The 19,179-nt window shown below is 67.4% G+C and carries 20 protein-coding genes and 1 rRNA gene; 7 read left to right on the top strand and 14 right to left on the bottom strand.

The genetic code is table 11. The annotated features are described in order from the left end of the window. Window positions 1-26 precede the first annotated feature (26 nt). Both ACI1V7_RS14800 and ACI1V7_RS14795 read left to right on the top strand, forming a co-directional pair. Window positions 27-686 carry a hypothetical protein gene (locus ACI1V7_RS14800; RefSeq protein ID WP_404532556.1) on the top strand — a complete coding sequence of 220 codons (660 nt, stop codon included), beginning with the start codon at window positions 27-29 and terminating at the stop codon, window positions 684-686. Then, window positions 683-2,887, top strand: coding sequence for a hypothetical protein (locus ACI1V7_RS14795; protein WP_404532555.1), 2,205 nt, complete (start codon window positions 683-685; stop codon window positions 2,885-2,887). Before ACI1V7_RS14800 ends, ACI1V7_RS14795 begins: the two co-directional genes overlap by 4 nt. A gap of 9 nt (window positions 2,888-2,896) precedes the next feature. On the opposite strand, the gene ACI1V7_RS14790 is transcribed toward ACI1V7_RS14795, so the two are convergent. Continuing rightward, window positions 2,897-3,811, bottom strand: coding sequence for a LysR family transcriptional regulator (locus ACI1V7_RS14790; protein ID WP_404532554.1), 915 nt, complete (start codon window positions 3,809-3,811; stop codon window positions 2,897-2,899). 102 nt (window positions 3,812-3,913) lie between these two features. Between ACI1V7_RS14790 and ACI1V7_RS14785 the strand changes: the two genes are divergently transcribed. The 3 genes from ACI1V7_RS14785 to ACI1V7_RS14775 are packed head-to-tail and all read left to right on the top strand — an operon-like array spanning window position 3,914 to window position 5,801. Continuing rightward, window positions 3,914-4,669 carry an SDR family NAD(P)-dependent oxidoreductase gene (locus tag ACI1V7_RS14785; RefSeq protein WP_404532553.1) on the top strand — a complete coding sequence of 252 codons (756 nt, stop codon included), beginning with the start codon at window positions 3,914-3,916 and terminating at the stop codon, window positions 4,667-4,669. A 57-nt stretch (window positions 4,670-4,726) separates the two neighbouring features. After that, complete coding sequence (locus ACI1V7_RS14780; RefSeq protein WP_404532552.1) at window positions 4,727-5,518, top strand: twin-arginine translocation signal domain-containing protein; 792 nt, start codon at window positions 4,727-4,729, stop codon at window positions 5,516-5,518. 52 nt (window positions 5,519-5,570) lie between these two features. Continuing rightward, window positions 5,571-5,801: a hypothetical protein gene (locus ACI1V7_RS14775; protein WP_404532551.1), complete on the top strand. Its 231-nt coding sequence runs from the start codon at window positions 5,571-5,573 to the stop codon at window positions 5,799-5,801. 34 nt (window positions 5,802-5,835) lie between these two features. Here ACI1V7_RS14775 and ACI1V7_RS14770 read toward each other — a convergent pair whose 3' ends face one another. Continuing rightward, the gene (locus tag ACI1V7_RS14770) at window positions 5,836-6,471 is read right to left on the bottom strand and encodes an Hpt domain-containing protein (RefSeq protein ID WP_404532550.1); all 636 of its coding nucleotides are present in this window, start codon (window positions 6,469-6,471) and stop codon (window positions 5,836-5,838) included. Window positions 6,472-6,480: 9 nt separating this feature from the next. Then, window positions 6,481-7,461: a CAP domain-containing protein gene (locus ACI1V7_RS14765; protein WP_404532549.1), complete on the bottom strand. Its 981-nt coding sequence runs from the start codon at window positions 7,459-7,461 to the stop codon at window positions 6,481-6,483. Window positions 7,462-7,605: 144 nt separating this feature from the next. Here ACI1V7_RS14765 and pssA point away from each other — a divergent pair, with 144 nt between their 5' ends. Continuing rightward, on the top strand, window positions 7,606-8,397 hold the full coding sequence (gene pssA, locus ACI1V7_RS14760; protein ID WP_404532548.1) for a CDP-diacylglycerol--serine O-phosphatidyltransferase: 792 nt from the start codon (window positions 7,606-7,608) through the stop codon (window positions 8,395-8,397). A gap of 87 nt (window positions 8,398-8,484) precedes the next feature. Here the strand turns inward: pssA and ACI1V7_RS14755 are convergent, their stop codons facing one another. From ACI1V7_RS14755 to ACI1V7_RS14705, 11 genes are all read right to left on the bottom strand, one after another. Next, window positions 8,485-8,793 carry a metal-sensitive transcriptional regulator gene (locus tag ACI1V7_RS14755; RefSeq protein ID WP_404532547.1) on the bottom strand — a complete coding sequence of 103 codons (309 nt, stop codon included), beginning with the start codon at window positions 8,791-8,793 and terminating at the stop codon, window positions 8,485-8,487. A 13-nt stretch (window positions 8,794-8,806) separates the two neighbouring features. Beyond that, on the bottom strand, window positions 8,807-9,736 hold the full coding sequence (locus ACI1V7_RS14750; RefSeq protein ID WP_404532546.1) for an aldo/keto reductase: 930 nt from the start codon (window positions 9,734-9,736) through the stop codon (window positions 8,807-8,809). 166 nt (window positions 9,737-9,902) lie between these two features. Then, window positions 9,903-11,051, bottom strand: a complete 1,149-nt coding sequence (locus tag ACI1V7_RS14745) for a D-alanyl-D-alanine carboxypeptidase family protein (protein WP_404532545.1) — start codon at window positions 11,049-11,051, stop codon at window positions 9,903-9,905. 217 nt (window positions 11,052-11,268) lie between these two features. Further along, complete coding sequence (locus ACI1V7_RS14740; RefSeq protein WP_404532544.1) at window positions 11,269-11,901, bottom strand: alpha/beta hydrolase; 633 nt, start codon at window positions 11,899-11,901, stop codon at window positions 11,269-11,271. A gap of 1 nt (window position 11,902) precedes the next feature. Further along, window positions 11,903-12,229 (bottom strand): (2Fe-2S) ferredoxin domain-containing protein, encoded by a 327-nt coding sequence (locus ACI1V7_RS14735; protein WP_404532543.1) that lies wholly within the window; start codon window positions 12,227-12,229, stop codon window positions 11,903-11,905. A 73-nt stretch (window positions 12,230-12,302) separates the two neighbouring features. Next, complete coding sequence (locus ACI1V7_RS14730) at window positions 12,303-13,433, bottom strand: VanZ family protein (protein ID WP_404532542.1); 1,131 nt, start codon at window positions 13,431-13,433, stop codon at window positions 12,303-12,305. Then, window positions 13,430-14,104: an ABC-type transport auxiliary lipoprotein family protein gene (locus ACI1V7_RS14725; protein WP_404532541.1), complete on the bottom strand. Its 675-nt coding sequence runs from the start codon at window positions 14,102-14,104 to the stop codon at window positions 13,430-13,432. The genes ACI1V7_RS14730 and ACI1V7_RS14725 overlap by 4 nt, the downstream gene beginning before the upstream one ends. A gap of 8 nt (window positions 14,105-14,112) precedes the next feature. Continuing rightward, window positions 14,113-15,060, bottom strand: a complete 948-nt coding sequence (locus tag ACI1V7_RS14720; protein ID WP_404532540.1) for an MlaD family protein — start codon at window positions 15,058-15,060, stop codon at window positions 14,113-14,115. Window position 15,061: 1 nt separating this feature from the next. Next, window positions 15,062-15,919, bottom strand: a complete 858-nt coding sequence (locus ACI1V7_RS14715) for an ABC transporter ATP-binding protein (RefSeq protein ID WP_404532539.1) — start codon at window positions 15,917-15,919, stop codon at window positions 15,062-15,064. After that, window positions 15,919-17,049, bottom strand: coding sequence for an MlaE family ABC transporter permease (locus ACI1V7_RS14710; RefSeq protein WP_404532538.1), 1,131 nt, complete (start codon window positions 17,047-17,049; stop codon window positions 15,919-15,921). The genes ACI1V7_RS14715 and ACI1V7_RS14710 overlap by 1 nt, the downstream gene beginning before the upstream one ends. Window positions 17,050-17,126: 77 nt before the next feature. Next, window positions 17,127-18,617, bottom strand: a complete 1,491-nt coding sequence (locus ACI1V7_RS14705; RefSeq protein WP_404532537.1) for a B12-binding domain-containing radical SAM protein — start codon at window positions 18,615-18,617, stop codon at window positions 17,127-17,129. A 465-nt stretch (window positions 18,618-19,082) separates the two neighbouring features. Between ACI1V7_RS14705 and ACI1V7_RS14700 the strand changes: the two genes are divergently transcribed. Beyond that, window positions 19,083-19,179, top strand: a 16S ribosomal RNA gene (locus tag ACI1V7_RS14700); the annotation flags it as partial.

Genomic DNA, 19,179 nt, shown 5'->3' with positions numbered 1-19,179 from the left:
GCGTGCCGTCATCACACGCCACGACCTTGCCCGCCACCGCCATTCCCCCTCCCGACGCCATCGCCTGGCTGTGGAAGGATGCTCCCCTCCCTGCTTTCTCGCGCGCGGCGGTTGCCGTCGTCGACCGCCACGTCTGGCTGGCCGGCGACAAGGTACTGGTGCGTCCCGGGGCGCGGCCGCGCAGCCTGCCGCCGGACACGCGCGTGATTCCCGTCGTGCACGTCGAGATCGACCAGCTGCATCCGCCCGCCGGCCTGCGTGCCGCACGACCCGCGATCCTGGCGGCGCTGGACCGCGCCGCGCGCGCGTCGACGTCCGGCTGGGTGCAGCTGGACCTGGAAGCGCGGCCGTCGCAGCGCGAGGACTACCGCGCGCTGGTGGCGGAGATACGCGCCAGGCTGCCGCGTGACATGCGCTTCAGCGTCACGGCGCTCGCATGGTGGTGCCGCGCGCCGGCCTGGCTGGACGGGCTGGCGGCCGACGAGGTGGTGCCGATGTTTTTCCGCATGGGACGGGACAATGCGCCGCTGCGCGCCATCGTGGCGGACCGCCCGGGCGTGCTGCACCCGCTGTGCCGCGCCGGCAGCGCCGGCTTTTCGCGCCAGGAAGCGTTCGCGCCCGCCGTGGCGGCACGCTACCGGCGCACCTACTGGTTCGACGAACGAGGATGGAAGGATTCACGATGAAACGCATGTTCGCCGCCGCTGCGGCCCTGTTGTGTGCCGGCGGCGTGCTGGCCAGCGGTGACTACGGTCCCGCCTACACGATGTTCAAGGCCTACACCAAGCCGGACATTCCCCTGGCGCGCTTCCAGGCCGGCGAGCTGGGCGTGCTGCAGCCAGGCATGCGCCGGGTCTACCTGTACACGGCCTGGCGCGCCATCATGCTGGGGCCGGAGATCGCCCGCCGGCCGGGCACGGCGCAGGGCCTGGCGCGCGCCGACGGCAGCGCCTTCGGCAACGGCTGGAGCGATGGCCGAAGTGATGGCGGAACTGACGGCGCGGCCAGCAGCGGGAACGACGACTTCACCCTGCGCACCGCCGCCGTGCTGGGCCTGAAGCCCGACGACTGGGCGGCACGCAACAGGATCGACGCCTGTCCCGTCCCCGCGCGCGTATTCGCACGCGCGACGTTCGCGACGCTGGCGGCACGCCCGGACGCGACCAAGGCGCGCGTGGACGGCTGGCTGCGCGCGCAATACCAGGTGAGCGAAGCCTGCCAGCAGGCCGAGGATGCGCGCTATGCGTGGCGCGAGGACAAGCAGCCGGAGATCGCGCCGCCGCAGCCGCTGCCCGCCTCGGAACCCGCGTACTGGCGGATGCTGCGCGACTACCAGCGCGCCGCGTGGCAGTTCCAGGGCGAGTATTATGCGGAGAGCACGGCGCTGTTCGAACGCATCGGTGCGACGAAGGGCCATCCGATGCAGTCGCTGGGCGCCTACCTGGCGCTGCGCTCCGAAGTGCGGCGCGCCGTCGCCGCTGCCGTGGACGAGCCGCCCGGGCAGCGCGAACGCCAGGCGCGCGCGCTCGAGCAACGCGGCGAGGCCATCCTGGCCGATGCCGCGCTCGCGGCCATGCACGAGCCCACGCGTGCGCTGCTGCGCTCGATGCGCGCCGCGCTCACGCCGGAAAGCCGCCTGGAGGAACTGGCCCGTTACCTGGACGATCCGCGCAACGATCCGTATGCGCTCGACCGCCTGGGCGACTGGTCGGTGCTCATGGACGGCAAGCACCCGGACCAGCGCGCCGCCCACGCGTATGCCGACTGGATCGAGACCGTGCAGGCATGCGGCAGACAGGAAACCTGCGATGCCCAGGCCGCGCATGCGCTGGAGCGCTGGCAGCATGCGCCGCGGGCCCAACGCGGCCCCTGGCTGGTGGCCGTGCTGATGCTGTCCACGGCCATGACGCCAGAAGTGGAAAAGGCGGCGTTGGCCGTGGGCGCCGACGACCCGGCCTGGGCCACCGTGCGCTATCACCTGGCGCGCCTGCTCCGCCTGCAGGGCAAGCGTGAGCAGGCGCGGGCCGTCGCCGACGGCGTCCTCCAGCGCACGCTGTCGCCGGCCACGCGCAACCTGCTGCGCGAGGAACGCTTCGCCGCCGCCACGTCCGTGCGCGACGCGGCCGGCTACCTGCTGCGCACGAACGTCGACTACTACGTGCCGGAAGGAGAACGTCCCAAGGAGGACATGCTCAACGACGATGGCCTGGCCTGGATCAACCGCAACCTGGCGCTGGCCGACCTGGTCGAGCTGGCGCGCATCGAAGCACTGCCCGCGCCGCTGCGCGCGCGCATCGCCGGCGCCGCCTGGATCCGCGCCGGCCTGCTCGACCGCCAGGAAGAGGGAAGGCAGGCGGCGGCGTTGCTGGCGGGCCTGGTGCCGGCCGTCGCGCCGGCCGCGCAGCGCTACGCGCAGGCGCCGTCGCCCGCCGAACGGCGCCACGCTGTGCTGGTGGCGGGAGCCGCTTTCGGCCTGTCCGCCGACGCGAGCATGGACAGCGCCAAGGTCGAGCGCGTGGCAGCGGACGAAGCGACCGCGTCGATGTGGTGTTCGTTCAAGCCTGAACAGCCATTCGGGGAACCGCGCTTCGTGTGGCGCCTGCCACCGCCCCCGCCGGCCGGCGATGCGGGTGCCGCGCGCACGGAACTGGCGCGCCTCGCACCCATGAAGACGGCCACCGGCACGCTGGGCGACGACGTGCTGGCCTGGGCCGACAGCCATCCGAAGGATCCGGAGCTGCCCTGGCTGCTGCACGTGGTGGTCCAGTCGACGCGCGGCGGCTGCCTCGACGACGATGCCAAGACGTTGTCGCGCAAGGCCTTCAACCTGCTGCACAAGCGCTATCCGAAGAGCGAGTGGGCGAAGAAGACGCCGTACTTCTACTGAGCTACTGGGCTACTGGGCGGCCGGCGGCTCCAGCCACGGCGCCAGCAGCCCCGCCACCCAGTCCATGAACGCGACCGCCCGCGCCGGCACGTGGCGCCGGCTCGGGTAGACGAAGGAGACGGGCATCGGCGCCGGGCGGAAGTCCGGCATCACCTCGACCAGCAGGCCGGCCTGCAGCTGGTCGCGCACGCCCGCTTCCGGGATCTGGGCGAGGCCCAGTCCTTCGCGGCAGGCGGCGGCATAGGCGGCCGTGCCGTTCACCGTCAGCACGGCGCCCACCGGCGCTACCTGCGTGGCGCGGCCGTCGAACCATTCCCAGCCAGGGCTGCTGCCTGCGAGTTGCGCGTCGTAGTGCACGATGCGGTGATGGGGCAGGTCTTCCAGCGCCCGCGGCGTGCCGTGGCGCGCCAGGTAGGCCGGCGCCGCGCAGTTGATCATGCGGTAGCTGCCCAGCGGACGCGCCACCAGGCTGGAATCGGCCAGCGGGCCGGCGCGCAGCACGCAGTCGTAGCCTTCGCGGACGATGTCGACGCGGCGGTCGGCCGTGCCCAGGTCCACCTGCAGCCGCGGATGGCGGGCCAGGAATTCGCCAAGGCGCGGCAGCACGACGCTGACGGCCATGCCGACCGACATGTCGACGCGCAGCCGGCCCGTGAGGCTGTCCGCGCCCTGGCGGAACATGGTGCGCATGTCTTCGAATTCGCACAGCAGCGCGCGGCTGCGGGCATAGAAGGCTTCTCCTTCCTGCGTCATCTGCACGCGCCGCGTCGTCCTTTGCAGCAGGCGTACGCCCAGGTTCTGCTCCAGCCGGCGCACGGCCGCCGACACCGTTGCATTCGGCAAGCCGAGCTGGCGGGCGGCGCCGCTGAAGCTGTCCAGCTCCGCCACCTTCAGGAATACCTGGATGTTGTCGAGTTCGTCCATGGGTAGATTATGCGTGAATCCTGCAAGGTGCATGCAGTCACAGCCGGTTTATTGTCCGAATCCTGAAAAATATACTGGGCTCATTCAACCAAGGAGTCCATCATGAGCAATCGCATCGCACTCATCACCGGCGGCAGCCGCGGCCTGGGCCGCAGCATGGCGCTGCACCTGGCGCGCGCCGGCACCGACATCGTGTTCACTTACCACGGCAACGAAGAGGCCGCCAGGCAGACGGCCGGCGAGATCGAGGCGCTCGGCCGCCGCGCCGCCGTGCTGCAGCTGGACGTGGCCGATAGCCGCGGCTTCCCCGCCTTTGCCGCCAGGGTCCGCGAGGTGCTCGCCGGCTGGCAGCGCGAGCGCTTCGACATCCTCGTCAACAATGCAGGAACGAGCCTGCACGTGCCGCTGGCGGAGGTGACGGAAGCACAGTTCGACGCCACCGTCGCCGTGCACTTCAAGGCGCCCGTGTTCCTGACCCAGGCGCTGGCGCCGCTGCTGAACGACGGCGGCCGCATCCTGAACATTTCCAGCGGCCTGGCGCGCTTCACTTATCCCGGTTCGGCCGTGTATGGCGCCGCCAAGGGCGCGGTGGAGGTGCTGACGCGCTACCAGGCGGCCGAGCTGGCCGCACGCGGCATCCGCGTCAACGTGCTGGCGCCGGGCGCCATCGCGACGGATTTCAGCGGCGGCATGGTGCGCGACAACCCGGAAGTCAACCGCCGCGTGGCGTCGCTCACGGCGCTGGGCCGTGTCGGCCTGCCGGACGATATCGGCGCCGCCGCCGCGGCGCTGCTGGCCCCGGACAATGGCTGGATCACGGGCCAGCGCATCGAAGCCTCGGGCGGCGCGCTGCTGTAAGCTCTTGCGCGCTGCCGATGTGCTAGGCTTGCCCCGTCAACGGATACGGGAGCGGTCATGGAAGGGAAGGGCATCGTGCGGCGCGATTTTCTGAAAACGGCGGGTGCAATGGCGGTCGTCGGCTTGCTGACTTCCTGCGCCAGCATCGTCGGCCCGCGCCGCGTGGAACTGTCGCAATCGCGCCTGCAGGCGGGACTGGCGCGACGCTTCCCGCTGAACAATCGCCTCCTCGAATTGTTCGACGTGCGCCTCACCCAGCCGCGCCTGGCCATCCAGCCGGAGACGGACCGCGTCGCCCTGACGCTCGATGTGTCGGTGGCGCCGCCCTTCGTGCGCCAGTCGTGGAACGGCACGCTGGCGGTGTCCGGCCACCTGGTGCTGGACGCGCCGCGCAACGCCGTGTTCATGCAGGACACCCACGTCGACCGCTTCGAGATCGCCGGCATGGAAGGCGGCCGGGCACGCGACCTGGAGCGCGCGGCCGACCTGCTCGTGAACCAGCTGGTGCGCGACCTGCCCCGTGTATTCCTTCCGTCCCGAGGACTTGCGCTATGCCGGCGTGCAGTTCGTCCCGACCCGCCTGGAAACGGCCCCGGGCGCCTTGTTCGTCACCCTCGAACCGGTGCGCTGACCCTTCGGCAGGGGCGGCGTCGCAAATCCGACACGGCGCTGCCCACACGATTGAATGGTCCAGCCCCGCCTTGTTATTACTGCTATTATTTCCGGCAGTTGGACCTCCCATTTCGGTTGGCGCGGATGATTTTAGCGAGTATCGTGGGCTTGCTTCGCAACGGAGCATGCAATGCGCAATTGGTGTTGCGCTTTCTCATGCACACGGTGTTCCACTAAAGTAATCTCAGCGCTACCGACGTGCGGCTGACGTGCGACTAAGGGGGAAATCTTGGAAACGACACAGGAAAGTTTTCCGGACCAGGGCGTGCCCGAGCCGCTCGTTGCTGCATCGGTCGCTGCGTCGGTTGCCGCCGCATCGGCAGCTGCCGTTCCGGCCCGCCTGAGCCTGCCGCCGAAAGGGGCCTGCTGGTATTGCGACAAGCCGCTCGACAGCGTACGCCGTTTCTGCGGCAAGAGTTGCGCCACTTCCTTCGACGAAGAAGCGGAATATACCCGCTGATCGCGGCCGGCCCGGCCGTCCGCACACCGATCGTTCAGCGCGTCGCCTGGTGCCGGCGCAGCATGTCCAGCGCGCCGTCGAAGTCGAAGCACTCGATCGCTTCCGCCACCTTCAGATAAGCCGGAGACCCCAGGCGCGCCGTCAATGCCGCCTCGTCCTCGCGTACCAGGTCGACCGCATCGCCATTGCCCTCGTCGAGCAGGGCCATCAACCGTTCCAGCGCATGGTCCTGGGCTGCCGGTGCAGGGGCGGGCAGTGCATCGCCCAACCCGGCGGGCAGGCTGCGTCGTTCCGGCAGGGCGCCGGCCAGCGTATCGAGCTCGGCCAGCACACGGTCGAGTTCGGCATGCAGCCGCGCCAGCGCCGCATACGGGTCGCCGCCGCCGGCACGCAGCAACTGCTCCAGGTCCTGCGCCTGGCGCCGCAGCGGCACCGCCTCGATCATGCCGGCCGCACCCTTCAGCGTATGGGTGCGACGCTGTGCCAGTACGAGGTCGCCGGCATCCAGCGCTTCGCGGATGCCGTTCGCGGCCTGGCGGTATTCGTTGCGGAAACGCCCGAGCACGCGGCCGAACAGGGCAGCGTCGCCCATCAGGCGGGCGATGCCGCCGGCATGGTCGACGGCGGGGAGGGCGGGATCGACGGCCGGCTGTGCTGAAGAGGTAGTCATGTAGACAGTTTACTTGGTCGTGAACGACCAGGTGCGACTGACTGCGGTGCCGTCGATGGCCCCGTTGAACGTGACGTCATAGGTGGTACGTGCGGCCAGCGGCGCCAGCGGGACGATGGCGGCTGCCGAGTCCGTGGTCGTGTTCGCGTCCTGGCCCTTGACCAGCAGGCGCGTCGACAGGTCGGCCGTGGCGCCGCGCGCGCGCATCGTGAAGCTGCGGACCGTCAGCTTGCGCGTCAGGTTCGTGTGCACGCTGACGGGATAGCCGACTTCGTTGAGGTCCGGGACCGGATCCGGTTCCTCGTAGTTGCTGAAGAAATTCGGCGGCACCTGGGTCTGGCCGTTGACGGGCCACACGGCGAGCGAGCCGGCCGCCAGGCCCGGACCGAAACCGTTGCTGGCCGCGAAGTCGGCCGTAAAGTAGCTGTAGCCGGCCGACGTGGTGGCGGCGCCGGCGCCGGCTTCCTTGAACACGGGTTCGAAGATCACGAAGCGGTGGTAGATCGCCGTGATCAATTCTTCCGCCATATAGAAGCCGGTTCCCTTGTTGGCGGCCGAAATCACTTCGCCGATCGCATTCGAGGGCCGCAGCACGTAGTTCGCCGCGGCCAGCCGGTCCTGCAGGTTCACGCCGGTAAAGCCCTGGCGGCCCGCCGTCTGCTCATGCGTCACGTTGTTGTTGATGCGCTGGTAATCGGAGTGGCCCTGGGCGGCGTTGTCGATCAGGCTATTGCGGGCAAGCGCGGACATCCCGACCTGCGCGCGGCGGTAATTGATCCAGTTCAGGCCATCGGTGGCAATATTATTGGTGACGGCAGGCGCGGAAGCGTCCTGGCCGGAGAATCCCGTATTCGTTGCCGGCGTGCTGGTACCGCTGACGCCACCCGCATTGCCGGTGACGTCGTTGTCGCTGCCGCCGCCACAGGCGACCAGCGCCCAGGCGGCGATACAGGCGGCCGCGATGCTCTTCGCGCGATGCAATCTTCTCATCATCTCACTCCAATCCGTACATACCTGGTCAAAGAGCTCCCATTCTAGGGCAAATCAAGGAACGGCGGCGGCTGTCCGGTCAAATGCTGTGCGCACGTAAGTGCATGTAAAATAAGCCATTATTTCGTCTCGCCGAGCATTCATTTGAAGCCTACCCGCCAGCAGCGCCTCGCCCGCGCCAAGTTCGCCCTGCCCAGTTTCGTCACCCTGCTGTCGATCGCCTGCGGCTTCGGCAGTATCGTGATCTCGGTCGACAACGCGCCGGTTGGCGATCCGGCCGACTACCGCCTGGCGGCGATCCTGCTGGTGCTGGCCGGCGTGTTCGATGCGCTCGACGGCATGGTGGCGCGCGCCACCAATACCCAGTCCGCGTTCGGCGTGCAGCTCGATTCGATCGCCGACGTGATGAACTTCGGCTGCGCCCCGGGCCTGCTGCTGTACTGCTACGGCTTCGCGCAGATGGGCACCGCGCATCCGACCCTGGTGCGCATGGGCGGCCTGGCCTGCTTCGTGTTCGTCGCCTGCGGCGCGCTGCGCCTCGCGCGCTTCAACGTCATGGTGGGCAAGACGGATCCGCGCTACTTCACCGGCATGCCCATCACGGCGGGCGCCGCCTGCGTGGCCTCGGTGGTGGTGGCATGGCCGGATCCGGTGGCGAGCATGACGCAGGCCTTCCTGGTGATGCTGCTGATGGTGGCCGTGGGCACGCTGATGGTGTCGACGATCCGCTTCCCCAGCTCCAAGCAGCCGAAATCGAAGGCCACCTTCATCGTGCTGGGCGTGGGCGTGGTGCTGCTGGCGCTGCTGCAGACGCGCTTCTTCGCGCTGTTCTTCGTGTTCTACATCGGCGCGACGCTGCTGCTCAATATCGCCTGGCAGGGCGGCTGGACGAAGATTCCGCCGCCCAAGGTGTACGACGACGAAGCCGTCGATTGATCATGCGGCGGTGGTGGGCACATGGCGCCGACCCTGTAGATCGGATGCCGGCAAACGGTACATGCCCGCCATGCCTACCGATGACGCTCAAACGAATTTGTCGAGCAGCGCGGCCAGATGCTGCGCGCTCTGCTTCGCTTCCTCGACGTCGGCCGCCTGCTCCGTATGGGTGACGATGCTGCCGGCCAGCAGCTGCACGAAGGAGCGGTCCAGCGCCTTCCGCGCCGCCGCCATCTGCTGGGCGACCGCGTCGACGTCCCCCGGCGCATCGGCCAGCGCCACCAGCTTCTGGATGCCGCGCAGCTGGCCCTCGACGCGCGCCAGGCGGTTCAGCAAGTCCTTCTTCTGCTGCGCCGTCAGGGCGCGTCCCTCGACGATCTTGAGCGAGTCGGGCATGGCGGGACGGCGCTTACGCGACTTCGTGGCCGCGCGCCGCGCGCAGGATGGCGAACCAGTCGGTGCGCGACAGCTGGAACGTGGTGCCGGCCACCGCCACGGCGATCGCCTCGATGCGGCCGCTGCCCGTCAGGGGGAGCGGGCGCGAAGGCAGCTGCATGATCCAGGCGAAGACCACGCTGGCGAACGGTTTCTGCAGGCGGTCGGCGATCTCCTTGATCACCAGGCGCAGGCGCTCGACGTTGGCGTCGCTGGCGCTGAACAGGCGTCCACCCGCCAGCGGCGACCAGATCATCGGCGCGATGCCCAGGTCCTGCAGGCCGTCGAAGGTCTCGTCGAACATCGGCGCCACGTGCAGCGGCGAGAATTCGACCTGGTTCGTGGCCAGCGCGATGCGGCGGTTGAGCGACTCGAACTGGTGGCGGCTGAAGTTCGACACGCCCACGTGCCTGACCTTGCCCGACTGCTGCAGGTGCGCGAAGGCCTCGGCGATCTCGTCGAAGTCCATCAGCGGATCCGGACGGTGGATCAGCAGCAGGTCGAGGCGGTCGGTGTGCAGCTGGCGCAGCGATTCCTCGGCGGAGGCGACGATGTGCGCGCGGGTCGTGTCGTAGTGCTGGATCGCGTGGTCCGGGCGCTTGTTCGACAACAGCTTGATGCCGCACTTGCTGACGATCTCGATGCGGTCGCGCAGCGAGGGCTGGGCGCGCAGCGCTTCGCCGAACAGGCCTTCGACGCCGTAGTTGCCGTAGATGTCGGCATGGTCGAACGAGGTCACCCCCAGGGCGATGCACTGCTCGATGAAGGCGACGCGCTGCTCCACCGTCATGTTCCATTCGACCATGCGCCACATGCCGGCGACGATGCGGGACAGGGCCAGGCCGCCCTCCTTGCGGGTCGTGATGCGCGGGCAGGACAGGTTCGCGGGCAGGGGATGGGTCATGGGTGTGCTTTCAAAAATGGACCGGATAATTATAACGAACGCAACGCCCAAAAACGTCGTTCCCGCGGAGGCGGGAACCTAAGCTGACGTCGCGGTGACGCTCGAACTTGGGTTCCCGCCTGCGCGGGAACGACGGTGTTTCGGTGTTGCGTTATAAAGGAAAGGATTACTTCATCCAGAGCCGCATCGAATCCCAGGCGCGGCCGAAGATGCTCGCTTCCTGCACCTCATCCAGCGCCACCACCGGCAGCGCCAGCAGCGGCTTGCCGTCGACGACCATCTTCAGCGTGCCGACCTGGGCGCCGCGCGCCACCGGGGCGACCAGCGGGTCCTTGCGTTCCAGGACGGGCTTCATCTTCTGCGCCACGCCCTTCGGCACGGTCACCAGCACGTCGTTCAGGAAGCCGATCTTGACGGTCGAGCTGGAGCCCTTCCAGATTTCCGGGGTGGCGATGGCCTGGCCCTTGGCGTACAGGCGCACGGTGTCGAAGTTCTGGTAGCCCCAGTTCAGCAGCTTCTGGCTTTCCGCCGTGCGCAGCGAATCGGAGGTGGCGCCGGACAGCACCGAGATCAGGCGGCGTTCGCCGGCCGGACCGTTCGGGCGGTGCGCCGAGGCGATCATGCTGTAGCCCGAGGCTTCGGTGTGGCCGGTCTTCATGCCGTCCACGGTCGGGTCCAGCCACAGCAGGCGGTTGCGGTTCTGTTGCTTGATCTTGTTATAGGTGAATTCCTTGACCGAGTCGATCTTGTAGAACTCGGGGAAGTCCTTGATCACGTGCGCAGCCAGCATCGACAGGTCGCGCGCGGTCGAATAATTGTCCGGCGACGGCAGGCCGTGCGGGTTGGCGAACTTGGTGTTCTTCATGCCCAGGCGCTGGGCTTCGCGGTTCATCAGCGTGACGAAGGTGCCTTCGTCGCCGGCCACCGCTTCGGCCAGCGCCACCGCGGCGTCGTTGCCCGACTGGACCATCAGGCCGTACAGCAGGTCGTTCACCTTGACCGGGGTGGCAGGGTCGATGAACATCTTCGAGCTGCTGCCGTCGACCTTCCAGGCGCGCACGGAGACGGTGACCATCTGGTCGAGGGTGAGCTTCTTGTCGCGGATCGCCTGGAAGGTGACGTAGGCCGTCATGACCTTGGTCAGCGATGCCGGTTCGATGCGGGCGTCCGGATCCTGCGACGCGATGATCTGGCCGCTGGTGGCATCCAGCAGCAGCCAGGAGCGGGCGGCGATTTGCGGAGCCGGCACGGTCTGGGCGCTGGCGGCGGACATCAGGAGGACACTGGCGGCGACGGCCGCGATTAACTTTTTCATTGGCTGCAAGCGAGGTAAACAGAAGGGTGGTAACGCGCAGGCAACGCTTTAAAAGCCTTGTGAACCGTCGCGAGTGGCGGCAATTCTGACCGAGACGCGCAGCTGTACGCTAGTACAGCGAGCATCACAGGTCGGAAATGCAACACGCAGCAGGTTCGCGAGGCTTTTAGCGTTGCCCAAGAAAAAGACGGACCAATAGTATAGGCTGAGCCAGGGCCTAAATGTCACGCTTCCACAGTTGTGCGACAAGATTTTTAATGTGCACGAGCTTGCGGTGGAAGAAGTGGTCGGCGCCGGGGATCACGGTGACGGGGATGTCGAGCGGGCGCGCCCAGTCGAAGACTTGTTGCAACGTGATCGTATCGTCAAGTTCGCCGTGGATCAGGATGGTGTCGGCGGGGACGTCCGGCATCGGCCATTTGCCGGCCGCCGTGCCCACCAGCGCCAGGCGCTCGGGTGCGCGGCCCTGGGCGGCCAGGCGCTGGGCCAGCTGGGCCTGGACGAAGGTGCCGAACGAGAAGCCGGACAGGGCCACCGGCAGGCCGGGATATTCGCTCGTCATGTGGTCGAACATGATTTCCATGTCGTCCGTCTCGCCGCGGCCCTCGTCGTACACGCCTTCCGATTCGCCCACGCCGCGGAAGTTGAAGCGCGCCGTCACGTAGCCCAGGCCGACGAAGGCGCGCGCCAGCGTCTGCGCGACCTTGTTGTCCATGGTGCCGCCGTAAAGCGGGTGCGGGTGCGCCACCAGCGCGATGCCGCGCGGGGTGCCTTCCTCGGGCTCGTCGAGCAGGCATTCCATCTTGCCGGCGCGGCCGGTCAGGTAAAACTTGTGCGAGTTCTTGTTCATGTCAGATCTTCAGCCGGTCGACGGTTTCGCCCTTGACGATATGGCGGTCGATGATGTCGTCGATGTCCTCGTTGTCGACGTAGGTGTACCAGGTGCCCTGCGGGTAGATCACGACGACCGGGCCTTCCTCGCAGCGATCGAGGCAGCCGGCCTTGTTGATGCGGACCTTGCCGTGGCCGGACAGGCCCAGTTTCTTGATGCGGTCCTTGGCATGCTTCATGGCGTCCGCGGCGCAGCTCTTGCCGCAGCTGGGGCGGGCGTCCTTGCCTTCGCGTTCGTTCGTGCAGAAGAACACATGGTGTTCGTAGAAGGGTTTGTCGTCGTTCATGTTCGGTTCCCGGTGAATGCGGTGCGTCCACCATCATACGCGCTTGATCTTAAAACAGGCTTTATCGCCCGGCTCAATTCCTGTTCAGGCGGTGCGAGGGCAGCAGCAGGAACCACAGCGCGATGAAGGGCCAGGCCATGCCGAGGAACTGGGCGGCGCCGTTGAAGTTCAGGAATTTACCCTGCTGCCAGGCCTGCAGCGTGGAGAGGAAATAGGGGTTGGCCGGGATCGTATTGACGACGATGAGCGACAGCACCAGCGTCACCACCGCCAGCCGCCGCTGCGCCACCTGGGGCGCGAATGCCAGGCCGGCCAGCATGATCAGGCCGATCAGGAAGCCCCCTTCGGCGCCGGGCGTGAGCCAGGCCAGCGCATTGTCGGGCGAGAAGAACAGCGAGGTGGCCAGCGTCTTGACGACGACGCCCACGGCCATCAGCGCCAGCATCAGCCACAGCTTCGGGGCGCCGCGCCGCGTCAGGCACAGCAGCGCGAGGCCGGCGCCGGCCATGCCGCAGGCGGTGATGATGGTCTCGGACAGCCAGTACTGTTCCACCGTCATGATGGTGTCGCCGCGCAGCATGGTGACCAGGTCGATGTCCGTGTCGAGCCACTCGGACAGCCATTCGGACAGCAGCGGCAGCACCTGGCCGTTGCCGAACAGGTAACCTTGCGGGTAGACCTGGGCCAGCGGCCACAGCGCCACCAGCACCAGGCCCTGGCTCGCGTGCGCCGCGAACCAGCGGCGCCGCAGCCGGTACAGGCGGCTCTGGTCGAGCAGGCTGCGGGCGAAGCAGGCGCCGATGATGGCGCCGGCCAGGCAGCCGCCCGCATTGGTCAACAGGTCGAGGTTCGACGGCACCCGGCTGGGCAGGTAGTTCTGCACCGTTTCCATCGTGCCGGAGACGAGGATGCCGGCAATGCCCGCCACCAGCACCGCCCACACGCCGCGCACGGCCGGGTACAGCGACAGCACGATCAGGGCGCCGAGCGGCATGTAGCCGACGATGTTGACCATGACGTCGAAGCCGGTCCAGTAGCGCTGCGGCTGCAGGTTCAGGAAGGTGAACGGCGACAGGCCCGTGTTGCGCCAGCCGGAAAACGGGAACCAGCTGGCGTAGACGATCAGCAGCAGGTAGGCCAGCAGCGTGGCGCGCGCCACGGGAGAGGCGCGCGGGTGGCCGGCCTCGTCTTGCGCTTCGGTCATCGGCGCACGTTGGTGTTGGCGTTGGTATCGGCGTTGGCGGCGGCGCCGAGCGTGCCGAGCCAGCCGACGATGTCGGCGGCGACGGCGTCGGTGCTGGCGGCCAGGGCGCGCGCGCCGCCGGCCGCGTCGGCGCTATTGGCCGGGGTGCTGCGCACGAAGCTGCGCTGGTCGACGAGCGTATGGCCCCGGAACACCGAGGCACGCACGGCCACCCGGCCGCTGCTCTGGGTGGCGCTGGAGAAGTCGTGCATGAATTCGTCGACGTCGATGCGCAGCAGCGGGATGCCGAGCGAGGCATCGGTTTCCGACAGCACCTTGGCGCCGGACTGGCCGATGCGCGTCTTGACGCGCTGGGTCATGAGCTGCAGCGGGTTCGCGGTCCAGCGGCTGTGGGCATAGGTGCGCGCCTGCATCTGGTCGGCGTAGCTGAGGCGGTAGAACATGCGCTCGCTGTCCAGCGCGGACGAGCCGGTGATGTCGGTGATGACGATGGCCCCCAGCGCCGCGCTCGGCGCGCCATTCGGCGCCGCGGCCGTGGCCGGAGCTGGAACCGGAACCGGGCCGAAGTCGAACTGGGTGGTCGGCTGTCCCTTCTGCGAGGCGCAACCGGCGAAGGCGAGGGCACAGGCGCCGGCGATCAGGGCACGGGTGAAGGTCGGATGCAGGGTCACGAAATTCCTCATTTGGTCGGGGGCACGAAGCCCGGTTCGCCGGGGCCCGGTTCCGGCGTCGGCGCGCCGAACAGGATGCTTTGCGGGCGGTCGCCCAGGCCGTTGACGGTGCGGCGCACGGCGCGCAGCGAGGTCTTGGCCTCGTCGGCCATCTCGACCACGTGCGGCAGCGTGTGCAGTTCGAGGTCGGACGTCACGCCGCCCAGCGAATCGATGGCGGTGGCGGCCCGTTCGATGGGGCCGCCGGGCGCCTGCAGGCTGTCGGCCAGGCGGTTGTAGTTGTTGGCGGTGTGCTGGATGCTGTCGGCGGCGCCCTTCACCGAGCCCATGGTCTGGTCGAACTTCGCTTCCAGCGCGGGCAGGCGCGCCAGCGTCGGCTGCAGCTGCTGCGGGATCGCGGCATAGGCTTCGGCGGCCTTGCCGATGTTGTCGATGGCGCCGGACAGCTTGTCCGTGTTCTCCTTGCTCAGCACGTCGTTGACGCGCTCGGTGATGCGTTCCGTCTTCTCCAGGATCGCCAGGCCGCGCTTTTCCAGCTGGTCCAGCAGGCCCGGACGCAGCGGGATGCGCTTGACGCTGCCGTTGTCGCTAGCCAGCAGCGGCGAGCCGGTGCGCTCGTCGTCGAGCTGGATGAAGGCGATGCCGGTCACGCCCTGGTAGCCCAGCGTGGCGAAGGTGGTGGTGGTGACGGGCGCGCCTTCGTCGATCGACAGCTTGATCAGGATCTGGCCCGTCACCCTCGGGTCGAACACGATGTCGTCCACGCGCCCGATCTCCAGGCCGCGGTAGCGCACCGTCGCCTGCGGGTTCAGGCCGGGGATGGTCTGGGTGGTGACGATCTCGTAGGGATGGGTCTCGGTGCGGTCGCGGTTCAGCCACAGGCCCACCAGGACGGCGGCCACCAGCAGCGCGATCGTGAAGAAGCCCGTCATGAGGGCATGCGATCTGTTTTCCATGTCAGTCTTCCGATTCCTTTCGTGCATAGCGCTCTTCGAGCACTTCGAGCGCGCGCTGGCCGCGCGGGCCCAGGAAAAAGTGTTGGATGAACGGGTGCTGGACGGCCAGCACGTCGCAGGACGGTCCCACCGCGATCACGTGTTTCTCGGCCAGCACGGCGATGCGCGAGGACAGCGCGAACAGCGTGTCCAGGTCGTGCGTGACCATCACCACGGTCAGGCGCAGTTCGCTGTGCAGGCTCTGGATCAGCGAGACGAAGGAGTCCGATAAATCGGGATCGAGGCCGGCGGTGGGCTCGTCCAGGAACAGCAGCTGCGGCTCGAGCGCCAGCGCGCGCGCCAGGGCGGCGCGCTTGACCATGCCGCCCGACAGGTCCGACGGCATCTTGTTGGCGTCGCCCGGGCCCAGGCCCACCATGTCCATCTTCAGCAGCACGGCGTCGCGGATCACGTCCTCGGGCAGGGCGCGCAGCTCGCGCAGCGGCAGCGCGATGTTGTCGAACACGGTCAGGGCCGAATACAGGGCGCCTTCCTGGAACAGCATGCCCCAGTGGTTGCGCATGCGCTGCAGCTGTTCCGGGCTAGCGCTGCTGACGTCCTCGCCGAACACCTGCACGGTGCCGCTGGACGGGCGCTCCAGGCCCAGCATCTGGCGCAGCAGCACGGTCTTGCCGGTGCCGGAACCGCCGACGATGGACAGGATCTCGCCGGCATAGATGTCCAGGTTCAGGTCCTGGTGCACGACGGTGCGGCCGAAGCGCGTCCACAGCTTGCGGATCTGGACCACGGGCGGGCCCACGTCCTCGTCCGGCCTGCGGTTCAGGCGCTGGGGAGCGCGGTTCTTCTTGGTGTCCGCCATCAGAAGCCCACTCCCGAGAAGACGATCGCGAACACGGCGTCGGCCAGGATCACCACCGTGATCGCCGTGACCACGGACGTCGTGGTACCGCGGCCCAGGCTTTCCGTGTTCGGCTGGATGCGCAGGCCGAAGTGGCAGGAGACGAGCGCGATCAGCATGCCGAACGCCACGCCCTTGGCCAGGCCGATCCAGTAGTTCACGACCGGCACGGCCGACGGCAGCTTCTGCAGGAAGTAGCGCGCCGACAGGCCCAGCTCGACCTTGGCCGACACCATGCCGCCGATCAGGGCCATGGCATCGGTCCATACGACCAGCAGGGGCATGGCCAGCGCCAGGGCCAGTACTTTCGGCAGGATCAGGCGGTAGCCGTGCGAAATGCCCATCACGAGCATGGCGTCGAGTTCCTCCGTCACCCGCATCACGCCCAGCTGCGCCGTGATCGAGGATCCGGAACGGCCGGCGACGAGGATCGCCGCCAGCATCGGCCCCAGCTCGCGGATCACGCTCATGCCGAGGATGTTGACCAGGTAGATGTCGCCGCCGAACATGCGCAGCTGCTGGGCGGACAGGTAGGACAGCACCACGCCGATCAGGAAGCCCACCAGCGCCGTGATGCCCAGCGCCTGGAAGCCGGAGTGGTAGATATTGGCCGAGACCTCGCGCCACGGGCCCGTGAGCGGGTGGCGGATGAAGCGGCCGGCGTCCTGCACCACCTGGCCGATCAGCGTGACGAAGCCCTTCAGGTGTTCGAAGAAGGTCAGCACGGCGCCGCCCAGGCGGATCACGCCCTGCATCGGGCTGGTGCGGGTGCGCGGCAGCGCGATGCCGCTGGCCTTCTCGATGCGCGCGAACAGTTCTTCCTGGCGCGGGTCGAGCGTCAGGTGCTCGGGGCGGCGCTTGCCCCAGGCATTCCAGAACATCTGGGCGCCGATGTGGTCGATGCTGGCGACTTCCGACAGGTCCCAGGTCGCAGTGCTGCCCTTGAGCGAGGCCAGCGTCTCGTTGACGCTCTTGAGGGCGCCGCGCTTGGACAGCGCGTGCACCTGCCATACGCCGCGCGCCACCACGGATTGCCCCGTGCCGGACCCTGGATGTTCGATGGTTAATGTTGGCGCATTTTCAATCCGCATTGCGGCAGTGTAAAAGAGAATCGTGGTGACCGCCACCGGCGCTACGGTAGCGTACCGGCGGCGTGTTCATAAAGCGCTCAGGCGGCAAGATGGCGTACCTGGCGTTCGGGGGCGACGGCTTGCTTCTCGCCCGCATGGGCCGCGCTCTTGTGCGCAGTGCCGGCATAGTCGCTGGCGACCAGCGTAGCCGCGGCCTCGGGCGCCATGCCGCGTACCTGCAGCCACTCCTGCACCAGCTTGGCCAGGCGTTCGAGGGCGATGCGGTGGGTCGCATCCGTCTTCGTGTAGATCCAGTCGGAGAAGGCCATGAAGTTGGCGAACGGGCTGTCGGCCAGCATCGCCCGGGTCGTATTGACGAAGCGGCCCGAGTTGGCGACCAGGTCCCAGTAGCGCGCGAAGCGCACCAGGCGCTGCATCGTGCCGAAGTCGATGCGGTCCGTGGCCAGCACGGTATAGGGCGGGTAGGGGTCGTACACCATGCCGTAGCCTTCCGTGTGGCGGATGATCGGCGTGCCGCGCAGTCGCTTCAGGATGCCGAACTGGATCTCGTGCGGCCCCAGCGACACCAGCTGGTCGAAGCCGCGCGCGAAGCTGTCGACGTCCTCGCCCGGCAGGCCGGCGATCAGGTCGACGTGCAGGTGGGCGTGCGATTGCTCCGTCAGCCAGCGGATATTGGCCGCGGCCTTGGCATTGTCCTGGCGCCGGCTGACGAGGGCTTGCACCTCGGGGTTGAAGCTCTGGATGCCGATCTCGAACTGCAGCGCGCCGGGCGGGAACTGGGCGATCGTCGCCTTCAACGCTTCCGGCAGGTGGTCGGGCACCAGCTCGAAGTGGGCGTAGACCGGTTCGTCAGGGTGGGCGGCGATCTTGTCGAGGAAGAACTGCATGATGCGCTGGCTCGTCTTGACGTTCAGGTTGAACGTGCGGTCGACGAACTTGAACAGGCGCGCGCCGCGCCGGTACAGGTCTTCCATCTCGGCCAGAAAGGCGTCGAGGCCGAAGGGCCACGCCGTCTTGTCCAGCGAGGACAGGCAGAACTCGCACTTGAACGGGCAGCCGCGCGAGGCTTCCACGTAGATGGTGCGGTGGGCGATGTCCTCGTTACTATATAGCGCGTAGGGCAGGGCGATGTCGGCCATGGGCGGCTGCACGCCCGCATGCACCTTCATCAGCGGCTTCGGGCCGTCCAGGATCTCGCCGCACAGCTTGGGAAAGGTGATGTCGCCCCAGCCGGTGACGACGTAGTCGGCCAGGCGCACGATCTCCTGGCCGTTCGTCTCGTGCGAGACTTCCGGACCGCCCAGGACCACCACCACGTCCGGCGCCACGCGCTTGAGCATGGCGACGACCTTCGTTGTCTCCTCGACGTTCCATATATAGATGCCGAAGCCGACGATGCGCGGCGCCTTCGCCAGCAGGCGTTCGACCACTTCCGTCGTCTTGGCGCCGATGACGAATTCCATCAGCTGTGTCCGCTCCTGCAGCGCCCCCATATTGGCCAGCAGGTAGCGCAGCCCGAGTGATGCGTGGGCATAGCGGGCATTGAGGGTGGAAAGCAGGATCGTCATGACGTTACGGAGAATGGAAAGGAGCGGCGGGTAAAAATAGGCATTGTACGCCCTTGCGGACGGCTTCCGGCCTTGGTATCATTCTTTCCCTCGTCGGAAACGACCGGTTGTTTAAAGCAGCTGCGACAGATTCGATGAGGCCCACGACGCGCACGGCGCGACGCAAAATGAAGTTGACGAGTTAAGCAAAACACTGCATAATCTCACTTCTCTGCTGCTGACGAACAAAACGATTCGCAAGCGCAGCAAGGCAGTACAGAATTCGAGTTCTTTAACAATCAACAGTCGATAAGTGTGGGCGTTTGATGAAGTGCCAGCAGCTGCTTCGGTAGTTGCTGAATGCTTAAATTATCAAATGTTCACGCAAAAGAAATACGTTGCTTCAGAAATGAAGTGACGGTCAGTATTTTGAGTGAGCGACTCCGCAGAAATGCGGATGACACGAAAGTGTCGCAAACAGAGATTGAACTGAAGAGTTTGATCCTGGCTCAGATTGAACGCTGGCGGCATGCTTTACACATGCAAGTCGAACGGCAGCGCGGGGCAACCTGGCGGCGAGTGG

Source organism: Massilia paldalensis (genome assembly GCF_044901715.1).
Classification (GTDB): domain Bacteria; phylum Pseudomonadota; class Gammaproteobacteria; order Burkholderiales; family Burkholderiaceae_D; genus Telluria; species Telluria paldalensis.
Note: the sequence above shows the minus strand (reverse complement) of the source record. Positions and strands in the feature narration are given on the sequence as shown.

Bases quoted from the DNA above. Each gene is read 5' to 3' on its own strand.
- ACI1V7_RS14795 (WP_404532555.1), top strand. From the start codon at position 683: ATGAAACGCATGTTCGCCGCCGCTGCGGCCCTGTTGTGTGCCGGCGGC.
- ACI1V7_RS14790 (WP_404532554.1), bottom strand. From the start codon at position 3,811: ATGGACGAACTCGACAACATCCAGGTATTCCTGAAGGTGGCGGAGCTG.
- ACI1V7_RS14785 (WP_404532553.1), top strand. From the start codon at position 3,914: ATGAGCAATCGCATCGCACTCATCACCGGCGGCAGCCGCGGCCTGGGC.
- ACI1V7_RS14780 (WP_404532552.1), top strand. From the start codon at position 4,727: ATGGAAGGGAAGGGCATCGTGCGGCGCGATTTTCTGAAAACGGCGGGT.
- ACI1V7_RS14770 (WP_404532550.1), bottom strand. From the start codon at position 6,471: ATGACTACCTCTTCAGCACAGCCGGCCGTCGATCCCGCCCTCCCCGCC.
- ACI1V7_RS14765 (WP_404532549.1), bottom strand. From the start codon at position 7,461: ATGAGAAGATTGCATCGCGCGAAGAGCATCGCGGCCGCCTGTATCGCC.
- ACI1V7_RS14755 (WP_404532547.1), bottom strand. From the start codon at position 8,793: ATGCCCGACTCGCTCAAGATCGTCGAGGGACGCGCCCTGACGGCGCAG.
- ACI1V7_RS14750 (WP_404532546.1), bottom strand. From the start codon at position 9,736: ATGACCCATCCCCTGCCCGCGAACCTGTCCTGCCCGCGCATCACGACC.
- ACI1V7_RS14745 (WP_404532545.1), bottom strand. From the start codon at position 11,051: ATGAAAAAGTTAATCGCGGCCGTCGCCGCCAGTGTCCTCCTGATGTCC.
- ACI1V7_RS14740 (WP_404532544.1), bottom strand. From the start codon at position 11,901: ATGAACAAGAACTCGCACAAGTTTTACCTGACCGGCCGCGCCGGCAAG.
- ACI1V7_RS14735 (WP_404532543.1), bottom strand. From the start codon at position 12,229: ATGAACGACGACAAACCCTTCTACGAACACCATGTGTTCTTCTGCACG.
- ACI1V7_RS14730 (WP_404532542.1), bottom strand. From the start codon at position 13,433: ATGACCGAAGCGCAAGACGAGGCCGGCCACCCGCGCGCCTCTCCCGTG.
- ACI1V7_RS14720 (WP_404532540.1), bottom strand. From the start codon at position 15,060: ATGGAAAACAGATCGCATGCCCTCATGACGGGCTTCTTCACGATCGCG.
- ACI1V7_RS14715 (WP_404532539.1), bottom strand. From the start codon at position 15,919: ATGGCGGACACCAAGAAGAACCGCGCTCCCCAGCGCCTGAACCGCAGG.
- ACI1V7_RS14710 (WP_404532538.1), bottom strand. From the start codon at position 17,049: ATGCGGATTGAAAATGCGCCAACATTAACCATCGAACATCCAGGGTCC.
- ACI1V7_RS14705 (WP_404532537.1), bottom strand. From the start codon at position 18,617: ATGACGATCCTGCTTTCCACCCTCAATGCCCGCTATGCCCACGCATCA.